At 61.2% G+C, this 19,576-nt stretch carries 16 protein-coding genes; 11 read left to right on the top strand and 5 right to left on the bottom strand.

What is annotated here, in order from left to right:
- The first annotated feature begins 99 nt into the window (after positions 1 to 99).
- Both B0G77_RS26600 and B0G77_RS26595 read left to right on the top strand, forming a co-directional pair.
- Positions 100 to 1,443: an FAD-dependent oxidoreductase gene (locus B0G77_RS26600; RefSeq protein WP_166656276.1), complete on the top strand. Its 1,344-nt coding sequence runs from the start codon at positions 100 to 102 to the stop codon at positions 1,441 to 1,443.
- Positions 1,444 to 1,897: 454 nt separating this feature from the next.
- Positions 1,898 to 2,185, top strand: coding sequence for a GYD domain-containing protein (locus tag B0G77_RS26595; protein ID WP_133664997.1), 288 nt, complete (start codon positions 1,898 to 1,900; stop codon positions 2,183 to 2,185).
- Positions 2,186 to 2,321: 136 nt separating this feature from the next.
- On the opposite strand, the gene B0G77_RS26590 is transcribed toward B0G77_RS26595, so the two are convergent.
- The 5 genes from B0G77_RS26590 to B0G77_RS26570 all read right to left on the bottom strand — a co-directional run bounded on the left by B0G77_RS26590 (position 2,322) and on the right by B0G77_RS26570 (position 8,020).
- Positions 2,322 to 2,669, bottom strand: coding sequence for an MTH938/NDUFAF3 family protein (locus B0G77_RS26590; RefSeq protein ID WP_133664996.1), 348 nt, complete (start codon positions 2,667 to 2,669; stop codon positions 2,322 to 2,324).
- Between the two features lie 200 nt (positions 2,670 to 2,869).
- Positions 2,870 to 4,072 carry an acetyl-CoA C-acyltransferase gene (locus B0G77_RS26585; RefSeq protein ID WP_133664995.1) on the bottom strand — a complete coding sequence of 401 codons (1,203 nt, stop codon included), beginning with the start codon at positions 4,070 to 4,072 and terminating at the stop codon, positions 2,870 to 2,872.
- 31 nt (positions 4,073 to 4,103) lie between these two features.
- Positions 4,104 to 6,209 (bottom strand): 3-hydroxyacyl-CoA dehydrogenase NAD-binding domain-containing protein, encoded by a 2,106-nt coding sequence (locus tag B0G77_RS26580; protein ID WP_133664994.1) that lies wholly within the window; start codon positions 6,207 to 6,209, stop codon positions 4,104 to 4,106.
- 69 nt (positions 6,210 to 6,278) lie between these two features.
- Entirely contained in the window at positions 6,279 to 7,319 is a 1,041-nt protein-coding gene (locus tag B0G77_RS26575) for an NADP-dependent oxidoreductase (RefSeq protein WP_133664993.1), read from the bottom strand.
- A 17-nt stretch (positions 7,320 to 7,336) separates the two neighbouring features.
- On the bottom strand, positions 7,337 to 8,020 hold the full coding sequence (locus B0G77_RS26570; RefSeq protein WP_133664992.1) for a carboxymuconolactone decarboxylase family protein: 684 nt from the start codon (positions 8,018 to 8,020) through the stop codon (positions 7,337 to 7,339).
- A 415-nt stretch (positions 8,021 to 8,435) separates the two neighbouring features.
- Here B0G77_RS26570 and B0G77_RS26565 point away from each other — a divergent pair, with 415 nt between their 5' ends.
- From B0G77_RS26565 to B0G77_RS26525, 9 genes are all read left to right on the top strand, one after another.
- Positions 8,436 to 9,695, top strand: a complete 1,260-nt coding sequence (locus tag B0G77_RS26565; RefSeq protein ID WP_243751220.1) for an acyl-CoA dehydrogenase family protein — start codon at positions 8,436 to 8,438, stop codon at positions 9,693 to 9,695.
- 59 nt (positions 9,696 to 9,754) lie between these two features.
- Positions 9,755 to 10,900: a phosphotransferase family protein gene (locus tag B0G77_RS26560; protein WP_133664991.1), complete on the top strand. Its 1,146-nt coding sequence runs from the start codon at positions 9,755 to 9,757 to the stop codon at positions 10,898 to 10,900.
- A gap of 75 nt (positions 10,901 to 10,975) precedes the next feature.
- Positions 10,976 to 12,187, top strand: coding sequence for an acyl-CoA dehydrogenase family protein (locus B0G77_RS26555; protein WP_133664990.1), 1,212 nt, complete (start codon positions 10,976 to 10,978; stop codon positions 12,185 to 12,187).
- Positions 12,188 to 12,201: 14 nt separating this feature from the next.
- Positions 12,202 to 13,347 carry an acyl-CoA dehydrogenase family protein gene (locus B0G77_RS26550; RefSeq protein ID WP_243751219.1) on the top strand — a complete coding sequence of 382 codons (1,146 nt, stop codon included), beginning with the start codon at positions 12,202 to 12,204 and terminating at the stop codon, positions 13,345 to 13,347.
- 14 nt (positions 13,348 to 13,361) lie between these two features.
- Positions 13,362 to 14,156 carry an enoyl-CoA hydratase-related protein gene (locus tag B0G77_RS26545; RefSeq protein WP_133664988.1) on the top strand — a complete coding sequence of 265 codons (795 nt, stop codon included), beginning with the start codon at positions 13,362 to 13,364 and terminating at the stop codon, positions 14,154 to 14,156.
- 27 nt (positions 14,157 to 14,183) lie between these two features.
- On the top strand, positions 14,184 to 15,074 hold the full coding sequence (locus tag B0G77_RS26540) for an alpha/beta hydrolase (protein WP_243751218.1): 891 nt from the start codon (positions 14,184 to 14,186) through the stop codon (positions 15,072 to 15,074).
- Positions 15,075 to 15,404: 330 nt separating this feature from the next.
- On the top strand, positions 15,405 to 16,736 hold the full coding sequence (locus tag B0G77_RS26535; RefSeq protein WP_133664987.1) for an MFS transporter: 1,332 nt from the start codon (positions 15,405 to 15,407) through the stop codon (positions 16,734 to 16,736).
- 26 nt (positions 16,737 to 16,762) lie between these two features.
- Complete coding sequence (locus B0G77_RS26530) at positions 16,763 to 17,521, top strand: glucose 1-dehydrogenase (protein WP_133664986.1); 759 nt, start codon at positions 16,763 to 16,765, stop codon at positions 17,519 to 17,521.
- 19 nt (positions 17,522 to 17,540) lie between these two features.
- Positions 17,541 to 19,502: an FAD-dependent oxidoreductase gene (locus B0G77_RS26525; protein WP_133664985.1), complete on the top strand. Its 1,962-nt coding sequence runs from the start codon at positions 17,541 to 17,543 to the stop codon at positions 19,500 to 19,502.
- Positions 19,503 to 19,576: the final 74 nt, after the last annotated feature.

Here is a 19,576-nt window from a genome sequence, read left to right as displayed (position 1 = left end):
ACATTGACTAACAAGTGTTCTGGCAGGTATCGCACACGACAGTGGCAGGTCTTGCCAGCACCTGCGTTTCAGTGATGCGTAATGGAGACATCAGACAAAATGGATACATCAGACATACTCGAGTGCGACCTCCTGGTTATCGGTGCCGGTATGGCAGGGCTGTCCGCCGCCGCCCGCGCAGCGGAAGGCGGCGCGAAGGTGGTGGTAATCGACAAGGCAAAGGACATCGGCGGATCAGCGATCATTTCCGGCGGCTTTGTATGGACGGTCCCGTCGACGCGTAAGATGCGGTACGTCGGCAACGGGGACCCGGCGCTTGGCGCGGTAGTCGTCGACGGCTACTCCGACGCGATTGTGTGGCTGCGGTCGCGCGATGTGCAGATGTCGGGGCCGCACAATGTGATGTATGGGCGCGGATATCAGATCGACATCATCGGTCATCTTCGATCATGTGTCGCAAGCGTCGAGCATGCAGGTGGTGTAGTAGTCCCCGAAACGGTTACCGAGCGCCTCGTCACCGACGAGCACGGTCGCGTCATCGGCGCCGACACGACACACCGCGACGGGGCGGTTCGCGTCCTGGCCAATAATACGATCATCGCGACGGGCGGGTTTCAGGGATCGGCCGATCTTCGGGCCGAATACATCCATCCGCACGCGCGCAGTATTCCGCTACGCTCGAACCCTTGCAGCACGGGCGATGGGTTGCAGCTTGGGACGGCGGTCGGCGGGCACCTCTCCGACGGTCACAACCCCGGCTTTTACGGTCACCTGCTCTGCTATCCGGCAAGCCTCGATCATCCATCGAAATTCGCTGTACTCACGCAATATCACAGCGAGTTTTCGGTGTTGCTCAACAAGCAGGGCCAGCGCTTTTGCGACGAAAGCCTGGGCGATCATCTGAACGCCCAGGAGACGCTGACCCGGACCGACGCGCTTGCCCTGCTTGTTTGGGACCAGCGCATCGAGGAAGAGTACGTCATGAAGGCGTTCGTCGAGGGCATCCCTCCCGTCGACAAGCTCGCAGTTGCCCTGGCTCAGGGTGCGAAGGGTGCGCTATGCCCGACACTCGACGACGTGGCGAGGCATGCCGATGAATGGGGATTCGACGGCGCAGCCGGACGCGCCACCTTGGAGCGGTATAGCGCGGTGGTGCGCTCCGCCCCTGAAACGCTCCACCCGTGCATAGAGGGCGCCCTGCTGCCGAACGACAAGCCACCCTATCGCGCGTTGGTGGTGCAACCCGCTATCACCTTCACGCACGCCGGCTTGGCGGCCGATGATCGTGCGCGCGCACTCGACAGTCGCGGCCAGCCCATTCCAGGTCTACTTGTTGCTGGCGCCGATGTCGGCAACACCTTTCGACGCGGCTACGCCGGCGGTCTTGCGGCTGCACTTACATTCGGGCTGCGCGCCGCACAGACCGCCACAGGTGATCGATGACCCGGTGACATTGATATCCCGCAACGGCTTTGGCGGATCACTCGAGAACGGCGATTGGTCAGGCTATCACGGTAGGGAGGGCGCAAAAAAACGGCCCGCACATGGCGGACCCTGGTGGTGGCGGGGCAAAGGCAGGCGGCGAACCTACTGGCCAGTCCCGCAGTTGCCCCGTTTTGTGGTCGCGTGCCGAAAACACCAACCACCTATACAGGATAGTCCCTACACTGGCGCGCGGCAGACTTTTTTGACCGGCGAAAGCTTTACGTAAGGCCGATGCCCTGTTGTATATCGCTGGGTGGGAAACGTCCAGTGAGGCTCGTGACCTCGGGCTTTAGGGACAAGGAACCTTACTATAATCAAGAGGCACAGGAATGCATCCGCTTGGCGGATGGCCGTTCGCCACAGTGTGACTGCCGTAGCCATCCGCGGAGCAATTTTCCCACGGAGGTATACCATGGCTACCTACGTCATCCTCAGCCGTCTCGCTCCCGACGCGTTCCAGGATCCAAAGGAACTCAAACAGATCGCCGTCACTGTGGCGGAGAAGATCAAAGCTGAATGCCCAGCCGTCACCTGGAAAAGCAGCTATCTGACACTCGGGCGATTCGACGTCGTGGACATTGTCGAATCGAACGATCTGAAACAGCTTGAGCTTGCGTCGCTGATCATCCGAGGCTATGGACACGCCGCCACCGAGACCATGCAAGCGACGGTGTGGAACGATTTTATCGCGGCGCTGTAGGAGGGCGGTTCGTCCCTTTTTGAAAGAGCGCCAGAACAAGGGCGACCACTGGGCTTTGGGTGACAAGGCGCTCTGGCGACGTACGGTGTTTCGGTCGGGCTGGCTCGCCTGTGAAACGCCGCGCCAGCCGCGTCCCCTAGCACGTGACGTGCAGAATCGCGTTGGTTCCTCTTATCTGCTCCTTGAGTCTGGCAATGGCCTCCTCCGTCGGCACGATAACGAGTTTGACTTTCCGGCGCTCGGCCTCCTGCTTTACCTCGTCCATCACCGGCAGTGCCCCGGTGCCGGTGCCGATCACGAGGCACTGGCAATTCCAGGGAATGGCCTCGGCCGTCGATACCGGCGTATGGCCGAATGCTTCGCGGAACGCCTTGGATGGCTTCTTCTTGCGTTTGCGAACCTGCCCGCGATCGATCACCACATCATGCTCGTAAGTCACGTCATCTATGCGGATGGAACCGAAGGAAAATGCATCGAAGTGCATACCGGCCTCCACTGATCCTGCAAGAGTCATGACTCATCGTATCAGGGCCAACGAGCGCCCGTCCGGCAAAACGCTAAAAGGGATCGTCGGTATGCCGGTATTGCCAGGCGGGGCGATGTTGCCTGGCGGCAACACCGCGCGCGGCACCGTAGGCCAGAGCGCGGTGCGCGGGACGACATGGCCAGTCGCCCCCTCATACATCAGAAAATTTCAAACAAGCCCGCTGCGCCCATCCCACCGCCGACGCACATCGTGACAACTCCGTATTTCGCTTTGCGGCGTCGGCCTTCAAGAAGGAGATGTCCGGTCATTCGGGCGCCAGACATTCCGTACGGATGGCCGATTGCAATCGCACCCCCTGAAACGTTCAGACGATCATCAGGAATGCCGAGCTTGTCCTGGCAGTAAAGAACCTGGCATGCGAACGCCTCGTTGAGTTCCCACAAGTCGATATCGGCAGCCGACAGTCCGGCCTGCTTCAGTAATTTGGGCACGGCAAAGACCGGACCAATGCCCATTTCATCGGGATCGCATCCGGCAACTGCCATCCCGCGGTAAGCGCCGAGCGGGGTGAGGCCTCGGCGTGCCGCTTCGCCAGCCTCCATCAGAACCAATGCCGCCGCCCCGTCGGAGAGTTGCGAAGCGTTGCCGGCCGTGATGAACTCGCCCTGCTTGAGCCGCTGGCCGCTCCTGAAAACCGGCTGGAGCTTCTTGAGATCTTCCAGCGTGGTCTGCGGCCGGTTTCCCTCGTCGATTTTCAAGGTAATGCTTTTGAGCGTGGCTTCCCCCGTGGTTTTGTCCACCACTTTCATCATGGTTGTCATAGGGACAATTTCAGCTTCGAACCGACCTTCGGCTTGCGCCTGAGCCGTCAGCCTCTGCGACCGAAGCGCATATTGGTCCTGGCGGTCACGCGAGATGCGATACCGGTCCGATACGATCTCGGCGGTTTCGAGCATGGACATGTACAGCTGCGGAATGCGTTCTTCCAGCACCGGGTCGGCGATGCGGAACTGGTTCGCAAATGCGTTCTGAACCAGCGAAACGGATTCCACGCCGCCGGCGACGGCGATCTGCATTCCGTCAAGCACGATCTGTTTGGCCGCGGTGGCCACCGCCATCAAACCTGAGCTGCACTGCCGGTCGACTGTCATGCCTGGGACCGACGCCGGGAAGCCTGCCCGCAGGGCGGCCTGACGTGCGACGTCGAAGCCGGTGCAGCCTTGCTGAAGGGCACAGCCAAGCACCACGTCGTCGACCTCGGCAGGGTCGACCTCCGCTCGTTTGACAGCGGTGCCGACGACGTGACCGGCCAATGCCTGGCCTTGCGTGTCGTTGAAGGCCCCTCGATAGGCCTTGCCGATCGGCGTGCGGGCAACGGAAACAATGACAGCTTCGCGCATGATGTGGCTTCTCCTGGTTAAATCCTGAGGATCATTGATTGACGGAACGCCTGTGGTCGAGTTGAGACCAGCGTTTCTCCCCCATGGCTGACCTGGCGAGCGATGCTGCGGGCTGCCATGAATCGCCATGAATCCGGTGGTAGGTGCGGACCGCCTCGCAGATCCGGTCCAGACCAGTTTGTTGCGCCCAGAACATCGGGCCGCCCCGATAGGTGGGAAAGCCGTATCCGTATGCGTAGACGACGTCGATGTCGCTGGCGCGCTGTGCAACGCCCGCGTCGAGGATATGCGCGCCCTCATTGACCATCGCGCACAGAAGCCTGCGCAAGACTTCGTCATCGGGAATCTCCGCGCGTATGATGCCGAGTTGGCCCGACGCGGCTTCGATCAAGGCCTCGATCTCGGGATCGGGAATTGCTTCACGGCCCTGGTAGCGGTAGTAGCCGCGCCCCGTCTTCTGGCCGAACCAGCCCCGCTCGCAGATCTGGTCCGCGATCGGTGAATAACGCTCACCCGGCGTTCGCCGGGTTGCCTGCTGCTGACGGATGCGCCAGATGACGTCCAGACCAGCCATGTCGCGCATGGCAAAGAGTCCCATCGGAAACCCGAAGTCCTGCAATACGCGATCGATCTGCCATGGCGTCGCGCCTTCTTCCAGCAGGAAATCCGCCTCGCGGCCATATGCCGCCAGAATGCGGTTGCCGATAAAGCCTTCTGCGTTCCCGGCCAGGACCGGGATCTTGCCGAGCTTCTTCGCCATCGCCATGGCCGTGGCGATGACGGCATCCGATGTATGGGCGCCGCGAACGATTTCCACCAGTTTCATCACGTTCGCGGGGCTGAAGAAATGCATACCGATCACGCGCTCAGGGCGGGCGGTCGCGGCCGCAATCTGGTCGATGTCGAGGGTGGACGTGTTGGTCGCGAGAATGGCTCCGGCCCTCGCGACAGCATCGAGCTGACGGAAAACCTCCTTTTTGATGCCGATATCCTCGAATACCGCCTCGATGATCAGATCGGCCTGGCCGATGTCTGCATAGTTCGACGTCGTTCCGATCCGCGCCAGTGCGCGATCGGCCGATGCCTGCGTGATGCTGCCGCGACTGACCGAGGTGGTGTAGTTTTTCCGGATCGTTTCGAAGCCTCGCGACAGCGCTTCCTCCGACCGGTCGACCAGGATGACGTCGAGGCCCGCGCCGGCGAATGACATGGCGATGCCGCCTCCCATGGTCCCCGCGCCGATGACGGCTACCGACGCAATCGTCATGGGTTGCACATCGGTCGCGAGAGCGAGAATTCTGGCCGCCTCGCGTTCGGCGAAGAACAGGTGTATCAATGCCTTGCTCTGAGGGCTGTGCTCGCATTCCTGGAAAGCCGCCTTTTCGAGTTCAGCGCCTTCCTCGAAGGTGAGCTTGCACGAAGCCTCGAGGCAATCGACGATTTTCCATGGCGCCAACAGGCCGCGCCATTTTCGTTGATTCTTTTTGCGGAATCCGTCGAACAAGGCGGAATCAACGTGGCGAAGGCGCTCTGAGAGCGCGGTAATGTCCCGCTTGCCCCGTCCGCTGGCAATCAACTCCTTCGCAAAAGCAACGGCGCCGCTGACGAGATCACCATCGACGATCCTGTCGATGATCCCGAGGTCTTCCGCTGCCGGTGCGCCGACAGGATGACCCGAAGTCGTAATCTCCAGGGCCGCTTCCGGACCGGCGAGCCGCAGCCACCACTGTGTACCGTGCCCGCCCGGCATCAGGCCGAGCTTCACTTCCGGCTGACCAACTTTGGCACTGGCGACGGCCACCCGCCAGTGGCAGCTCAACGCCAACTCCAGTCCGCCGCCCAGTGCCGTGCCGTGGATCGCCGCGATCACGGGCTTCCGGCAAGCCGTCAAGGCGTCGATGATTCGATACAGCGACGGTTCGACATAGGGCTTGCCGAAGTCGTTGATATCGGCGCCCGCGACAAACGTCTTGCCGCCGCCGACGATGATAAGCGCCTTGACGTTCGGATCGGCCGCTGCGCGGGCAATGGCGTCCATCAAGCCGCGTCGCACGCCCAGGCCAAGGGCGTTGACGGGAGGGTTGCTGACGGTCGCGATCGCGATGTCGTCCTGGTTCGAGTAGGTGACGAAATCCATGGTGCCTGACTAAAAGAGTGTGCGGAGTAGGTATCGGGTGGGGAACCGGTGGCCTGCACCTTCAAGCGCTCAACCGCCGCCGGGTGATTCGGGATCGGCGATCTTCACGATCAGGCGGCCGGTGTGTGTACCTTTGAAGAGGCAGTTGTAGACATCGGGAATCGTGTCGAAGCCTTCCCGGACGTCCACGTCATAGTTCAGTTTTCCCTGCTTGATCCAGCAGGCGATAACCTCCAGCATCGCGACGGTACGATCACTGCGGCCGAGAATATCGCTCACCAGGAATCCGCGGATCTGCGCGGTCTTGACGACCAGGTTCCAGAGGTTGGACGGACCACCCTCCGCATGCGCTGCGTTGTAGCGCGAGATCAGGCCGCAGATCGCGACGCGGGCATTCTTCGACAGATGATCGATCGCGGCTTCGAGAATCGCCCCACCGACACTTTCGAAATGGACGTCGATACCGTTCGGCAACGCATGACCAATGGCGCCGCTCAGATCCTCAACTGCCTTGTAGTCGATGCACGAGTCATAGCCGTAGCGCTCGACAGCAAGAGCACACTTGGCTGCACCTCCGGCAATTCCGACGACGCGCGACGCACCCTTGATCTTCGCGATCTGCCCGACCAGAGAGCCCACTGCACCCGCTGCCGCACTCACGAGTACGGTATCGCCCGGAGCCAGGGCGGCGATATCGATCAACCCGTAGTAGGCGGTCAGGCCAATCGTTCCCAGCACGTGCGCGTAGGCCGGCAGGTCAAAATCGGCATCGAGCGAAACAGGATGGAACTGCGTCGCCGGCCCGGACACGTAATCGCTCCAGCTGCCAAAACCCCAGACAACCTGTCCTTCAGAAAGGGTCGTGCTGCGGCTCCGGACAACCTGACCAAGAACCATTCCCCGTACCGGATCGCCAATCGCCACCGGCGCGGCATAGTTGCCCGTCGCGTTCATGAATCCGCGGATCGCCGGATCCATCGCCAGATACAGGACGCGCACCAGAACCTCGTCATCACCGGGAAGCAGGAGGGGCCGGCTGGTTCTCTCCAGATCAGTCCGCTTGAGCGCTCCTCGCGGGCGATTGACCAACACCCAATGGCGGCTCGTCATGCCAGAGTTCATGATGCTCAAAGATGTGCCGCGGCGCCGACCCAGGCCGCAATGCCGGCGGACGGGACCGCGCACAGAATGGCTTCGGCTAGTTCGTGATCGGTTGCGCCGGCCGTTCGGGCCGCCTTGACGTGCGTTGCGATCATCGGGCTGTAATCGGAAGCCAGAACCGTCACCAGGAGCAGTTCCGCATATTTGCTTTCAAGCGAGTTGCATTCGATCGTGCCCTTACGCATCAGGTAGTAGCCGTCCGCGCCCTTGGGCGACAGTTCGAGCAATTTGACCAGCGGCCCAGGGACGGTGCCGAAGTATTGCTTGAAGTTATTCTCGGCTTCGCCGGGCTCGACCGGCAGGGCACGGCGCGAGGGTTGCCCGGGCGCCTGCCGGGAAGGGTAGACCGTGTCCAGAACTGCCTGAAACGACATAGCGGCGCCTTCGCCTCGCAGGCTGCTCAGGAGAATCAGGCCTGCCGCGGCCTCCTTCAGAGTCAGCCCGAGGCTGCTGGCGCGCGTAATCTCACGGCGCGCCAGCTCGCTATAACCCTTGTTGGTCGCGGCAACGGCGACAAAGAGACTCTTGAGCTTTGCGGGTATCGCTCCGTCGATCTCGATGATTTCGCGAATCAGCCCGTACCCGGACACGGTGTACGGAGCAATCTCGCGCAGCATGGCCGACTCGAGCAAGGGGTTTACGTATTCCATTCCATATCCTCGTCAATTCGAAATTGAATTTGCACGACGCATCCCTGAAGGTGCGAAAGCTCAGTAACAGACGGAAACCAACATCAGCGTAAAAGGCAAAACCACCCACATATTTGATGTCCCATGCTATCGACCGACCGGTCGGGTGTCAACGGGTTTGTGCGCTTCGATTCCACTCATTCCGGACTCCATCGTGCCGTCTTCGCCAGTGGCTTGCTGCGACGGCTCTTGCAAGAAATCCCATGGTTGACGAAACGAAGCACCTCTGAAAATATGCATCAGACTCACTTGACGCCCGACCGGTCGGTCGAGTATCGTGAGTTTACTGCTCGAACGCCTCCCCCGGAATGTCCCCTGCGATTGGCGTGTGGACTGGTGGCGCTGGCCTGTTGATCATGGAATGAGGAGCCTTGAAGTGCATTTCGAACAATCGAAAAAATCAATCGAGTGGATGGGGCGTGTTCGGAGCTTCATGGATGAGTACATCTATCCGGCAGTTCCCACTTACCATGAGCAGGCCTCGAAGCTGGATCGCTGGAACGAGACGCCGGCGATCTTCGAGGAGCTGAAGGCGAAGGCGCGAAAAGCCGGGCTATGGAACATGTTCATGCCGCCGTCCGAACATGACGACGAATTCTTCACCAGTGTCGGTCTCACCAACGTTGAATATGCGCCGATCGCCGAGCTTATGGGGCGGGTTTCGTTCGCGTCCGAAGTTTTCAACTGCATGGCACCGGATACGGGAAACTTCGAGGTGCTGCATCGTTACGGAACGCCAGAGCAGAAGCGAAAATTCATGCTCCCCCTGGCCAACGGCGAGATTCGCTCTGCATTCCTGATGACGGAACCCGCTGTCGCCTCCTCGGACGCAAGGAACATCCGCACCGAGATTCGCCGCGAGGGAGACGAATACGTCATCAACGGCCACAAATGGTGGTCCTCCGGTGCCGGTCACCCGAAGTGCGGCTTCTTCATCGTGATGGGGAAGACGGATCCGACGGCGGAAACCTATCGTCAACAGTCGATGATCGTCGTCCCAGCCGGAACTCCGGGCGTGAGAATCGTGCGGCACCTGAACGTGTTTGGCTATGATCATGCGCCCCACGGCCACTTCGAGGTCATCCTCGACAACGTCAAGGTTCCCGCCGGGAACCTGATTCTTGGTGAGGGGCGCGGCTTCGAAATCGCCCAGGGACGTCTTGGGCCGGGGCGGATTCACCATGCCATGCGCACCATTGCATCGGCGGAGGTCGCACTCGAAAGAATGTGCGTGCGCCTGATGTCCCGGGAGGCCTTTGGCAAGCGCATACATGAGCACTCCGTCTGGGAAGAGCGGATTGCCCATGCGCGAATCGATATCGAGATGGTGCGGCTGCTGTGCCTCAAAGCCGCGCACATGATGGACACAGTAGGGAACAAGGATGCCCGGGGCGAGATTGCGATGATCAAGGTCATCGCACCCCGCGTCGCCGCGCGCATCATCGACGATGCGATCCAGGCCCACGGCGGTGGCGGCGTGAGTCAGGACTTCGGGCTTGCGGAGCTCTATGCGAATACCCGCATCGTGCGCCTGACAGATGGACCCGATGAAGTTCACTGCCGCACCATTGCAAAGCTCGAATTCGAGAAGCATCGCGGGCGGCAGTACAGCGATATCCGCGCCTATTCGAAGTAAGGCGTCGATCGCCGTTGTCGCGCACCTCGATACCACTAATCATGATCGGCCAATCTCTTATGTCAGACATTACGACATCCACTGCTCGCGATAGCGAACGTGCTCGTCATACGCCCTCGGATCAAAGCAACGAGGCCAGGAGGTACATCGGGGAAACCGGTCTGGTTCGCGACGGCGACCGCTTTGATGAAAAGCGTCTGGCCGGATACCTGCACGATACGGTCCCGGGCTTCAAGGGTCCTCTTGTCGTGAGGCAGTTTGAAGGAGGGCAATCAAACCCCACCTTTCTTCTCGATACGCCGGATGCGAAGTATGTGTTGCGCCGTAAGCCTGCGGGTACGCTGCTCAAGTCAGCGCATGCGGTCGACAGGGAGTTCCGGATCATCCGGGCGCTGTCGAGCGTAGACGGGATTGCGGTCCCCGAAGCGCTCGTGCTTTGCAGCGACGATAGCGTCATCGGCAGCATGTTCTATGTCATGCGATATGTGCCGGGACGAATTTTCTGGAACTGCCAGATGCCCGATCTCAATCGGGAAGAGCGGGCGGCGTTGTACGACTCCGCCAATGAAACGCTGGCGCGACTGCATACGGTCGATTACGCGGCACTCGGTCTCGCGGACTACGGACGGCCCGGCAACTATTTCTCGCGGCAGATTTCGCGCTGGTCTCGGCAATACGAGTCGTCGAGGACCGAAGACATTCCGGAAATGGACAGGCTGATGGCATGGCTGCCGGGCGCGGTGAGCGCGGACGACGATTTGTCGTGCATCACCCACGGCGACTATTCATTCCATAACCTTCTCGTCCACCCGACAGAGCCGAGGGTCGTGGCGGTCGTCGATTGGGAACTGTCGACGATCGGTCACCCTCTGGGCGATTTGATGTATCACACGATGGAGTGGTACCGGCCGGCCGGGGTCGATGCGCGCGGCACGCTGAACGGAGCAGACCTCACCGCCTTGGGAATCCCCAGCCTGGAGCGATATGTCGCGCGCTACTGCGAGCGAACCGGCTTCACGCTCAGCGGGAATCTCGACTTCTATCGGGCGTACAACCTGTTTCGGGTCGCCGCGATTCTTCAAGGCGTTGCGCAACGCTCGATGAACGGAAACGCGGCATCCGCCAACGCCGACGAAATCACCCAGTTGATCAAGCCACTGGCAAGGGCGGCATGGAGGTTCGCCATCGCGGGAGGCGCGGCTTAGGGCAAGCTGCTTCGCACGATGCTGGCGTGGCGCAGGTAGATTTTTTCAAATCAACTCGACTTCGCAACAGGCACTATGGACCATTCGATAACAGCTGCTCGCCAGCGGGCCCAGCAGTTGAAGGTGGAGATCCTTCAGTTCTGCGAGCACGAAATGCCCGCCGATCTTCTCGGCAAATCGCGGCGCCATCAGGTGCTGAGCAAGGACGACTACGTTCGCTGGATGCGCCTGCTGCATGAGAAAGGCTGGAGCATCGCGCACTGGCCGGGCGAGCTGGGCGGGCGCGACTGGTCACCCCTGGAGCGATTTACCTTCGAGGATCAGCTCGCGCGGCTGGGATGCCCCTGGGTGATCCCGTTTGGCGTCAAGTACGTGGGACCGGTGATTTACACCTATGGCTCCGAGGCCCAGAAACAGCGCTTCCTGCCGCGGATCGCGAATAGCGAGGACTTCTGGGCGCAAGGGTACTCGGAACCGGGAGCCGGCTCGGATCTGGCGGGTTTGCGCACGCAGGCGGTCCGCGATGGAAACGAGTACGTCGTCAACGGCCAGAAAGTATGGACCACCTACGCGCAGTGGGCGGACTGGATGTTCTGCCTCGTGCGGACCGACCGGACCAGTCTGGACAAGCGTCCGCAGAGTGGCATCTCCTTCCTGCTGGTCGATATGCGCAGTCCGGGGATTTCGGTCAAGCCGATCGCGACCATGGACGGTTATCACCACGTCAATGAAGTGTGGCTTGAAGATGTCCGGGTGCCTGTAGGGAATCTCGTGGGCGAGGAGGGGCAGGGATGGACCTACGCGAAGTTTCTGCTCAAGAACGAGCGGACAGCGGGCGCTATCGTTGGAATGGCCTGGCATGCGCTGCACCGGCTCGAGCAGCTCGCTGCGGACACGGTTGCCGGCGGCTCCCGTCTTGTCGAGCAACCATTGCTGCGCAATCGCATCGGAGAATTCGAGCTCCGCTTTCTGGCCCTGGAAGAGGCCGCCTATCAAGCCGTTGAAGCCATGATGACCGGATCGGAGACCGGCGGCGAAGCATCATTGATAAAAATTCGCGGCACCGAGTTGTATCAGGAGATAGCCGAAGCGACGGTCGATGCGCTCGGCCTGGCAGGAATCGCCTATGACACTGGCGCGCTTCACGAAGGCGGACTGCCGCCGCTCGGGCCCGACGACGCCGGGGGCATCCTCAAGGACCATTTCTACAATCGGGCCGCGACGATCTTTGGCGGGGCCTCGGAAATTCAACGCAACATCATTGCTAAGGTGGTTCTCGGGCTATGAGTACGGATCATGAAATGATCGCGCTCCTGAGCGAAAGCGCCGGACGTTATGTCACCGATCACTATGGCTTTCTGCAGCGCCGGGCGGTGCTAGACGATCCTTCTGGATATAGTGCGAAGGCCTGGCGCGACTACGCGGAATTCGGCTGGCTCGCCATGCGGCTGCCGGAGACGCACGGCGGCCTGGATGCCGATGCGGTGGCGATCGGTGCGGTCATGGAAGTGGTCGGCAGCCATTTGCTGATGGAGCCTGTCCTCGCGAGTATGGTGGTCGGCACGGGATTGGTGATCAAAGAGGCCAGCGACGAGCAAAAGGCTGCCTTGCTGCCGGTTTTGGCCGACGGGTCGCTCAAGCTCGCCTTCGCCTCCGGGGCCGGTCCGCTAGCGGCCGGGGCATGTGTCGTGTGCGGCAACACACTGAGCGGCGTGGCAACCGCTGTTCTTCACGGCGATATCGCGGACAGGTTCATCGTCTCCGCCCGTACTGCAGATGCCGGAGGCGAGTTGGCGCTGTTTCTGGTGGATGCCAGTTCGTCCCGGGTGAACCGCAGGCACTACCGGCTGGTCGACGGACGTGGCGCCGCAACTATCCGTTTCGACAATGCCGATGCGGAGCGCCTTGGAGCGCCGGGAAATACCCCGGCCGAGGCGACGATTACCGAGGTCGGCGACGAGGCAGTCGTCGCGCTTTGTGCCGAGACCCTCGGGATCGTGCGAGCCCTGATGGCAAGGACTTGCGAATACCTGAAGGTGCGCACGCAGTTCGGCAAGCCGATTGGCGTGAATCAGGCCTTGCAGCATCGTGCGGCAGACATGTTCCTGATGCAGCAGGAAATCAGCGCGCTGACCAGAGCCGCGCAGCGTGCCATGTGCCTTCCTCACGCCCAGAGAGCGCGGATCGTCAGTGGCGCGAGAGCGTACATTGGCCGCGCAGCCCGACACGTGGCCAACGAGGCAGTGCAGATGCACGGTGGTCTTGGCGTCACCGACGAAATGGACGTGAGTCACTATTTCCGGCGGCTGATGGTCAATGCCGCGCTGTTCGGAAGCCTTGACGAGCATTTCACGCGGTTTGTCGACGCGACGTTGCCGCCCGCTGCCCGGGCGCCTCAGGCGCGCGAAGTCGGCGCGACACACGATTACGCTGTGGCTGCGGCGTAGGAAGGAGACGAACAGTGAACGAACAGAATGCCGCTGTACAGATACAGCGCGACGGCGCGGTCGCGGAGATCGTGCTCAATCGCCCTGAGGTCCTGAATGCCGCCGATTTGCAGTTGGCCGAGGCTTTCCTGGCGGTATGTCGAAGCATCGCCGCGGACCCCAGCGTCAGAATTGTGGTGCTGCGCGGAGCGGGCAAGGCGTTCATGGGCGGCGGCGATCTTGCGGGATTCCGCGCCGCCCCGGAACGAGCGGCCCAGACTGCCGACGCGCTGATCACGCCGCTGAACGAAGCAGTCACGATTCTGGCCGGGTTGCCGGTGCCAGTCGTGGCGAGCGTGCATGGTGCCGTCGCCGGCGCAGGCGTGAGCCTGGCACTGGCTTGCGATCTCGTGATTGCGGCCGACAACGCGAAGTTCAATCTGGCCTATTCGCGCATCGGGGCAAGCCCCGACCTCTCGGCATCGTGGTTTCTCCCGCGCGTGGTCGGCTTGCAAAAGGCGATGGAAATCGCGCTTCTCGCCGAAAGCTTCGACGCGGCGGAGGCCTTGCGTCTGGGGGTCGTGAATCGTGTCGTTCCGGCTTCCAGTCTGGCGACGGAGACAGCAGCCCTGGCATGCCGCCTCGCAGCCGGGCCCGCTGCGTCCTATCGGGCAATCAAGAGCCTGATTCGTGCCTCATACGAACGCGACCTGCGCGGACAACTGGAAGCTGAGCGGATGGCCTTTTGCGAGTGTGCGCGCACCCATGACTTCAGGGAAGGGGTCGCCGCATTCTATGAAAGGCGCGCAGCCACGTTCACCGGTTCGTAAAGCCGGATGCCAGCCCCGGTCTTCCCTATGCCCGCTATGCACACTACTCAATTCTTCGGCCGCGATGGTCTGCGCCTTGCCGCCGATGTCGTCGGAAATCCGCAGAACCCTCCGGCCATTTTGCTGCACGGCGGCGGTCAGACGCGATTCTCCTGGGGCGACACGGCCAACGCGTTGGCCAGCAACGGCTTCTATGTCGTCTCGCTCGATTTGCGCGGACATGGCGGCAGCGGCTGGTCACCCGATGGTGTATATGACATCGACCACTATGTCGACGACCTGCGCCTCGTGTGCGCGACCCTTGGGCGGCCCGCCGCGCTCATTGGCGCGTCGCTGGGCGGGCTGACGTCGTTGCTGGCTGTCGGGGAGGGCGATGCACCGATCGCTACGGCTTTGGTCCTGGTCGACGTCGCACCGCGCATCAATCCCTCCGGTTCGGAGAACATCGTCAGGTTCATGCGCAGCGCGCCTGACGGATTCAGCTCGCTGGACGAAGCGGCAGAGGCAATCTCGGCTTATCTACCACACCGACCCCGCCCAACCGATCTTTCCGGTCTGCGCAGGAACCTCCGCCTGGGCGACGACGGACGTCTGCGTTGGCATTGGGACCCGATGACGCTGGCAGGCAATGTGACTTCCCTTGCCGACGCCTATGTCCGCTTGTCCAGTGCAGCCCGGAAGATCCGGATCCCGGTGCTCCTTGTCCGCGGTGAAAAGAGTGACGTGGTGACCGATGAGAGCGTAAGGGATTTTCAGGAGCTGGTTCCCAAGGCGGAGTACACCGTAATAAGCGGCGCATACCACATGGTAGCTGGGGACCGCAATACCGGCTTCGGCGCAGCAGTGATCGATTTCATGCGCCGACGATGTGGCGGCGGCACGATGCCGCTATCCGAACGGCCCGGAAAGCCAGGCTGACTGGAAGCGAGGAGGTCGCCAGGCAGATCGATTCAGCCATGATCAATCTAAGTATTTTCGTCATGCTAACTAAAATCAAATAGCCACCGGATCAACGTGTGAAGGTGCAAGGAGGAGCAATGAATGCCAGAGGAGTCGGGAAAGTGTCATTGGCGGATATACGTTGCCGTCGAACCGGTGGAGCCGATGGAGGATGGCCGGTCCGGCACCGTGGATCGCGGGAAAAATACGAGGTAAGTACGAGGTAACGCGCGTCAGGCTGATGTCGGCTATTTCATGCGGCCGACGATACATACGTCTGGGCAACATGTCTCTGACTGGAGCGAAATGATGATCAGCACGACGCAGCGTCGCTATGTTCTTTTCCTGTTGTTCATGGTATCGGTGTTCAATTACATTGATCGTACGATCCTGTCTGTCCTTCAGATCCCGATCAAAGCTGATCTGCGGCTGTCCGATGCACAACTCGGAGCGTTGACGGGATTGGCGTTCGCATTGTTTTACGCAACACTCGGGGTGCCTCTTGGGCGACTCGCCGATCGCTGGAACCGCAAGGGACTCATCGCCGGCGCGCTGGCAGTGTGGAGTGGCATGACCGCGATGACCGGGCTTACGAACAACTTCACGAGCCTGGTGTTCTATCGGGTCGGCGTGGCGGTGGGCGAAGCGGGCAGCATACCTGCGACGCATTCCCTGATCTCGGACCTCTATCCTCCGACTGCACGCGCCACCGCGTTGTCCATTTGGGGCTTATCGCTACCTGTAGGCATGTTGTTCGGCTATTCCGTCGCAGGCTCGCTCGCGGGGGCGGTCGGGTGGCGCATGGCATTTGCTGTCGTCGGTATCGCCGGGCTTGTGCTTGCCCCGATCCTTCTGCTGACGATGCCCGAGCCGACCCGAGGCCGATTCGATCCCGTTCCGGTAGCGGGCTCGACAACACCGTCCTTGAAGCAGGCGTTGCGTCAACTCTGGGAAAAGAAGGCGTTCCGATATCTGGTTGCAGCAGGCGCATTTCATGCGTTCGCGTGGTATTCGGTCAATAGCTGGAACGCACCGTTTTATGTGCGGGTGCATGGGATGTCCCTGGCGAAGACGTCGCTCTATCTGGCCCTGGTGAACGGCATTGGAAGCGCGGTGGGCATGTACCTGGGCGGACGCCTTGCGGATCACTTTGGAAGAAACGATCCGCGAGGACGTGCACGCGTGGTTGCCATTGCGTTGTTCGCGATGGTTCCCGTTGCGCTTGTTCAGTATATGGTCAGCTCCACCGAGGTGTCGTTGGCTCTAGGTGCAATATCGCTGACACTGATGCTCGTTTATTACGGCCCGATCGTTGCCATCGCTCACCAGTTGGTTCCCGCCAACATGCGTGCTCTCACATCCGCGGTGCTGATGCTTATTCTGAATCTGTTCGGCCTGGGTCTGGGGCCTTTGGCTACCGGGTATCTCAGCGACATCCTGAGCACGCACTTCGGCATGGCAACGGATTCGCTGCGCTATGCAATAAGCTTTGCGGTCCTCTTTTCACTTGCTGGCGGCTGGATGTTCTGGCGTGCGTCGAACCTGCTGCCGATCGAAATTCTTCGCGAAGCGGAAGATCTATCTTCCGATATTCCGGTGAGCGGTGGGGTTGCGGAGGTTGGTGAAGCAAACATCGTCTAACGTAAGACAATTCAGGATATCAAATCATGGGAAAGCTGGACGGAAAGGTTGCGCTGATCAGCGGTGCGGCCGGAGGTTTTGGCGCCGAACTGGTACGGGTCTTCGCCCGGGAAGGCGCTGCGGTTGTAGCGGGCGACATCGTCGGTGAATCGGGAGAACAGCTCGAGCGGGAAGTTCATACGGCGGGAGGAAGGGCGAAATATTGCCACCTGGATGTCACGCTGGAAAAGGACTGGGGCAATGCTGTTCAGGAAGCCATCAGTCGCTTCGGCAAGCTGGACATTCTCGTGAACAACGCGGGGATCGTGCCTCGGAACGCGCCGATCGAGGAACGCACCGTTGAAGAATGGGATCGGGTCATGGCGGTCAATGCGAGAGGGGTCTTTCTCGGCACCCGATTCGCAATTCCTGCCATGCGCGAGGCCGGTGGCGGTTCGATCGTCAATGTATCGTCGGTCGCGGCCATCGGCCAGTCCCAGATCATGGAAGCGGCATACGCCGCAAGCAAGGGAGCCGTTCGGATTTTCAGCAAGGTGACCGCCGCCCAGCATGCCAAGGACGCTATCCGATGTAATTCGGTTCATCCGGGACCCATCGATACCGGGTTGTTGAGAGGCGTCTTGTCGAACCCGGAAATCCTGAATCGTCGGCTCGGGCGAATTCCACTCGGTCGCCTTGGAAAGATAAAGGAGGTTGTGGCTGGCGTGCTGTACCTTGCATCCGATGAAGCCTCCTACACAACCGGTACCGAACTTGTCATCGATGGCGGAGCCCTGGCACAGTGAAGAGAGGGAGGCGGAACAGATGGAAAGCGCAACTGCGTCGCGGGGCACCTGGCCCCGGCTCTTCGAGCCCTTCACGTTGGGCGGGGTTGTACTTCCAAACCGTCTCGTGGTGCTGCCTCACGGTACCAGCATGGTGCGGGACGGCGGCATCACCGACGAGGATATCGCGTATTACGAGGCACGCGCCAGGTCCGGCCCGGCTCTGATGATCACCGGGGCGGCTGTGGTGCACCCCAGCTCTGCGATACGCTCGCGAAAGCTGGTCGAACCGTATAACGAAGCCATTCTCGAAGGACTGAAAAAGCGGGTCGACGTTATCCATTCCCACGGTGTGAAGGTGATCGGGCAGGTATTGCATCTCGGGCGTGAAATGATCGGAGGCGAATTCGAATCCGCACCGCTGGCGCCTTCGGTCATCCGTTCTCCGCGCGACCCGTTTCCGCCGCGCGCGCTCGACGAAGACGACATTGCCGTCATCGTCGAGGCCTTTGGTGTATCGGCCGCCAATCTGAAGCGTACCGGTCATGATGGTGTCGAAATACACGGTGCCCACGGCTATCTGGTCGGCCAGTTTCTTTCCCCGGCCACCAATCATCGTGACGACCGTTACGGCGGCACGCCGGAAAGGCGCCTGAGATTTCTGCGGGAAGTCATCGAGTCGATACGCAGGCATTGCGGCGAGGATTTCCTGCTTGGCTTGCGCTTGAGTGCCGACGAGGAAATCGCGGACGGGTTGGAGATTCCCGATACGGTACAGATCAGCAAAGCCGTCGCGACCGATGGTCTCGTCGATTATCTGAGTATTACGGTTGGTACGCGTGGCTTGTACGTCAAGGATGTAACGGCCCCCGAGGCGACGGCGGCGAGGGCGGCGGGCATCATTCGCCATGCTTGCGGGATGCCGGTCATTGTCGGTCAGAGAATCACCTCCCCGGAGGTCGCCGAACGGATTCTTGCCGAAGGGCAGGCGGATCTGATCGGCATGGCAAGGGCGTATATCGCCGACCCCGATTGGGTGACCAAGGCCGCCAACGGGGAAGCGGAACGCATCAGGCCTTGCATCGGCCTGAACCAGGATTGCCGGGCTTTTTCCCCGCATCTTCACTGCGCGGCAAACCCGAGGGCCGGCAGGGAGACGGTGCCGGAATTCGTAATGCGAGGTCCGGCCTTGAAGCGGCGCCGGGTCGCCGTCATCGGCGGCGGTCCGGGCGGCCTCGAAACGGCACGCGTTGCGGCCGAGCGCGGTCATGCCGTCACGCTCTTCGAAGCCACGGACGGCCTTGGCGGGCAATTTCTCTACGCGGCGTCGCTGCCGCACCGAAGTGACCTGCGGCGCTTGGTCGACCATCTGCAAGGCGAACTGCGCCGGTTGCCCGTGAAGGTGGAATTGAACACGAGAATCAACAGCGCGGAGGATCTAGGAACAGCCTTCAATGTTGCGGTCGTCGCTACGGGAGCATTCGCCAATCCGTTGGGAGAAGAACTGGTCGCGGATCATGTCAAGACCTGGTTCGAGATACTGGAAAACGGCGTGCCGCCGCCGAGCGGGAGAGGGCGTGCCGTCGTGGTCGACGACGGCAGTGGCTTCTGGTGGACATACGGCGTTGTCGAGTTGCTGATGGAGGCCGGTTGGCAAGTGCTGGTCGCGACGCCGTCGGCGACCGTGGCGAGCGCCTTGCCGACCGAAAGTGTGGGCCCGCTGCTGGCGCGCCTGGGCGGCGGGGGGACGGAGTACCGCGTGCTGAGCGTACTGGAGAGCGTCAATCCAGGTGGCGTATCGCTAATGAACGCTGGCAGCGGCGAAGTGAATGAGTTGCCCTGCGATCTGGTGGTGGTGCAGACCGGTCGCTCATCGAGATCGGGACTGGCGCAGGCGCTGCGCAAATCGGCAATGGAAGTGCATGCCATCGGCGACTGCCTGGCGCCACGTCGGCTGTCTCATGCGCTGCTGGAAGGGCAACGGAAGGGCCTCCAGTTGTGACGGGGCACCCACAATGGTGCAGTGAAAAGATCGCGGCCGGGAGTCCGGGGACGGTCGGCCGCCGGGTGCTGTGC

Origin of the sequence: Paraburkholderia sp. BL10I2N1 (genome assembly GCF_004361815.1) — a bacterium.
Classification (GTDB): Bacteria; Pseudomonadota; Gammaproteobacteria; order Burkholderiales; family Burkholderiaceae; genus Paraburkholderia.
The sequence above is the reverse complement of the archived record's forward strand: the minus strand, read 5'-3'. Positions and strand labels throughout refer to the sequence as shown.

Bases quoted from the DNA above. Each gene is read 5' to 3' on its own strand.
- B0G77_RS26580 (WP_133664994.1), bottom strand. From the start codon at position 6,209: ATGGATTTCGTCACCTACTCGAACCAGGACGACATCGCGATCGCGACC.
- B0G77_RS26560 (WP_133664991.1), top strand. From the start codon at position 9,755: ATGTCAGACATTACGACATCCACTGCTCGCGATAGCGAACGTGCTCGT.
- B0G77_RS26525 (WP_133664985.1), top strand. From the start codon at position 17,541: ATGGAAAGCGCAACTGCGTCGCGGGGCACCTGGCCCCGGCTCTTCGAG.
- B0G77_RS26590 (WP_133664996.1), bottom strand. From the start codon at position 2,669: ATGCACTTCGATGCATTTTCCTTCGGTTCCATCCGCATAGATGACGTG.
- B0G77_RS26595 (WP_133664997.1), top strand. From the start codon at position 1,898: ATGGCTACCTACGTCATCCTCAGCCGTCTCGCTCCCGACGCGTTCCAG.
- B0G77_RS26555 (WP_133664990.1), top strand. From the start codon at position 10,976: ATGGACCATTCGATAACAGCTGCTCGCCAGCGGGCCCAGCAGTTGAAG.
- B0G77_RS26540 (WP_243751218.1), top strand. From the start codon at position 14,184: ATGCCCGCTATGCACACTACTCAATTCTTCGGCCGCGATGGTCTGCGC.
- B0G77_RS26600 (WP_166656276.1), top strand. From the start codon at position 100: ATGGATACATCAGACATACTCGAGTGCGACCTCCTGGTTATCGGTGCC.
- B0G77_RS26585 (WP_133664995.1), bottom strand. From the start codon at position 4,072: ATGCGCGAAGCTGTCATTGTTTCCGTTGCCCGCACGCCGATCGGCAAG.
- B0G77_RS26575 (WP_133664993.1), bottom strand. From the start codon at position 7,319: ATGACGAGCCGCCATTGGGTGTTGGTCAATCGCCCGCGAGGAGCGCTC.
- B0G77_RS26550 (WP_243751219.1), top strand. From the start codon at position 12,202: ATGATCGCGCTCCTGAGCGAAAGCGCCGGACGTTATGTCACCGATCAC.
- B0G77_RS26570 (WP_133664992.1), bottom strand. From the start codon at position 8,020: ATGGAATACGTAAACCCCTTGCTCGAGTCGGCCATGCTGCGCGAGATT.
- B0G77_RS26535 (WP_133664987.1), top strand. From the start codon at position 15,405: ATGATCAGCACGACGCAGCGTCGCTATGTTCTTTTCCTGTTGTTCATG.
- B0G77_RS26530 (WP_133664986.1), top strand. From the start codon at position 16,763: ATGGGAAAGCTGGACGGAAAGGTTGCGCTGATCAGCGGTGCGGCCGGA.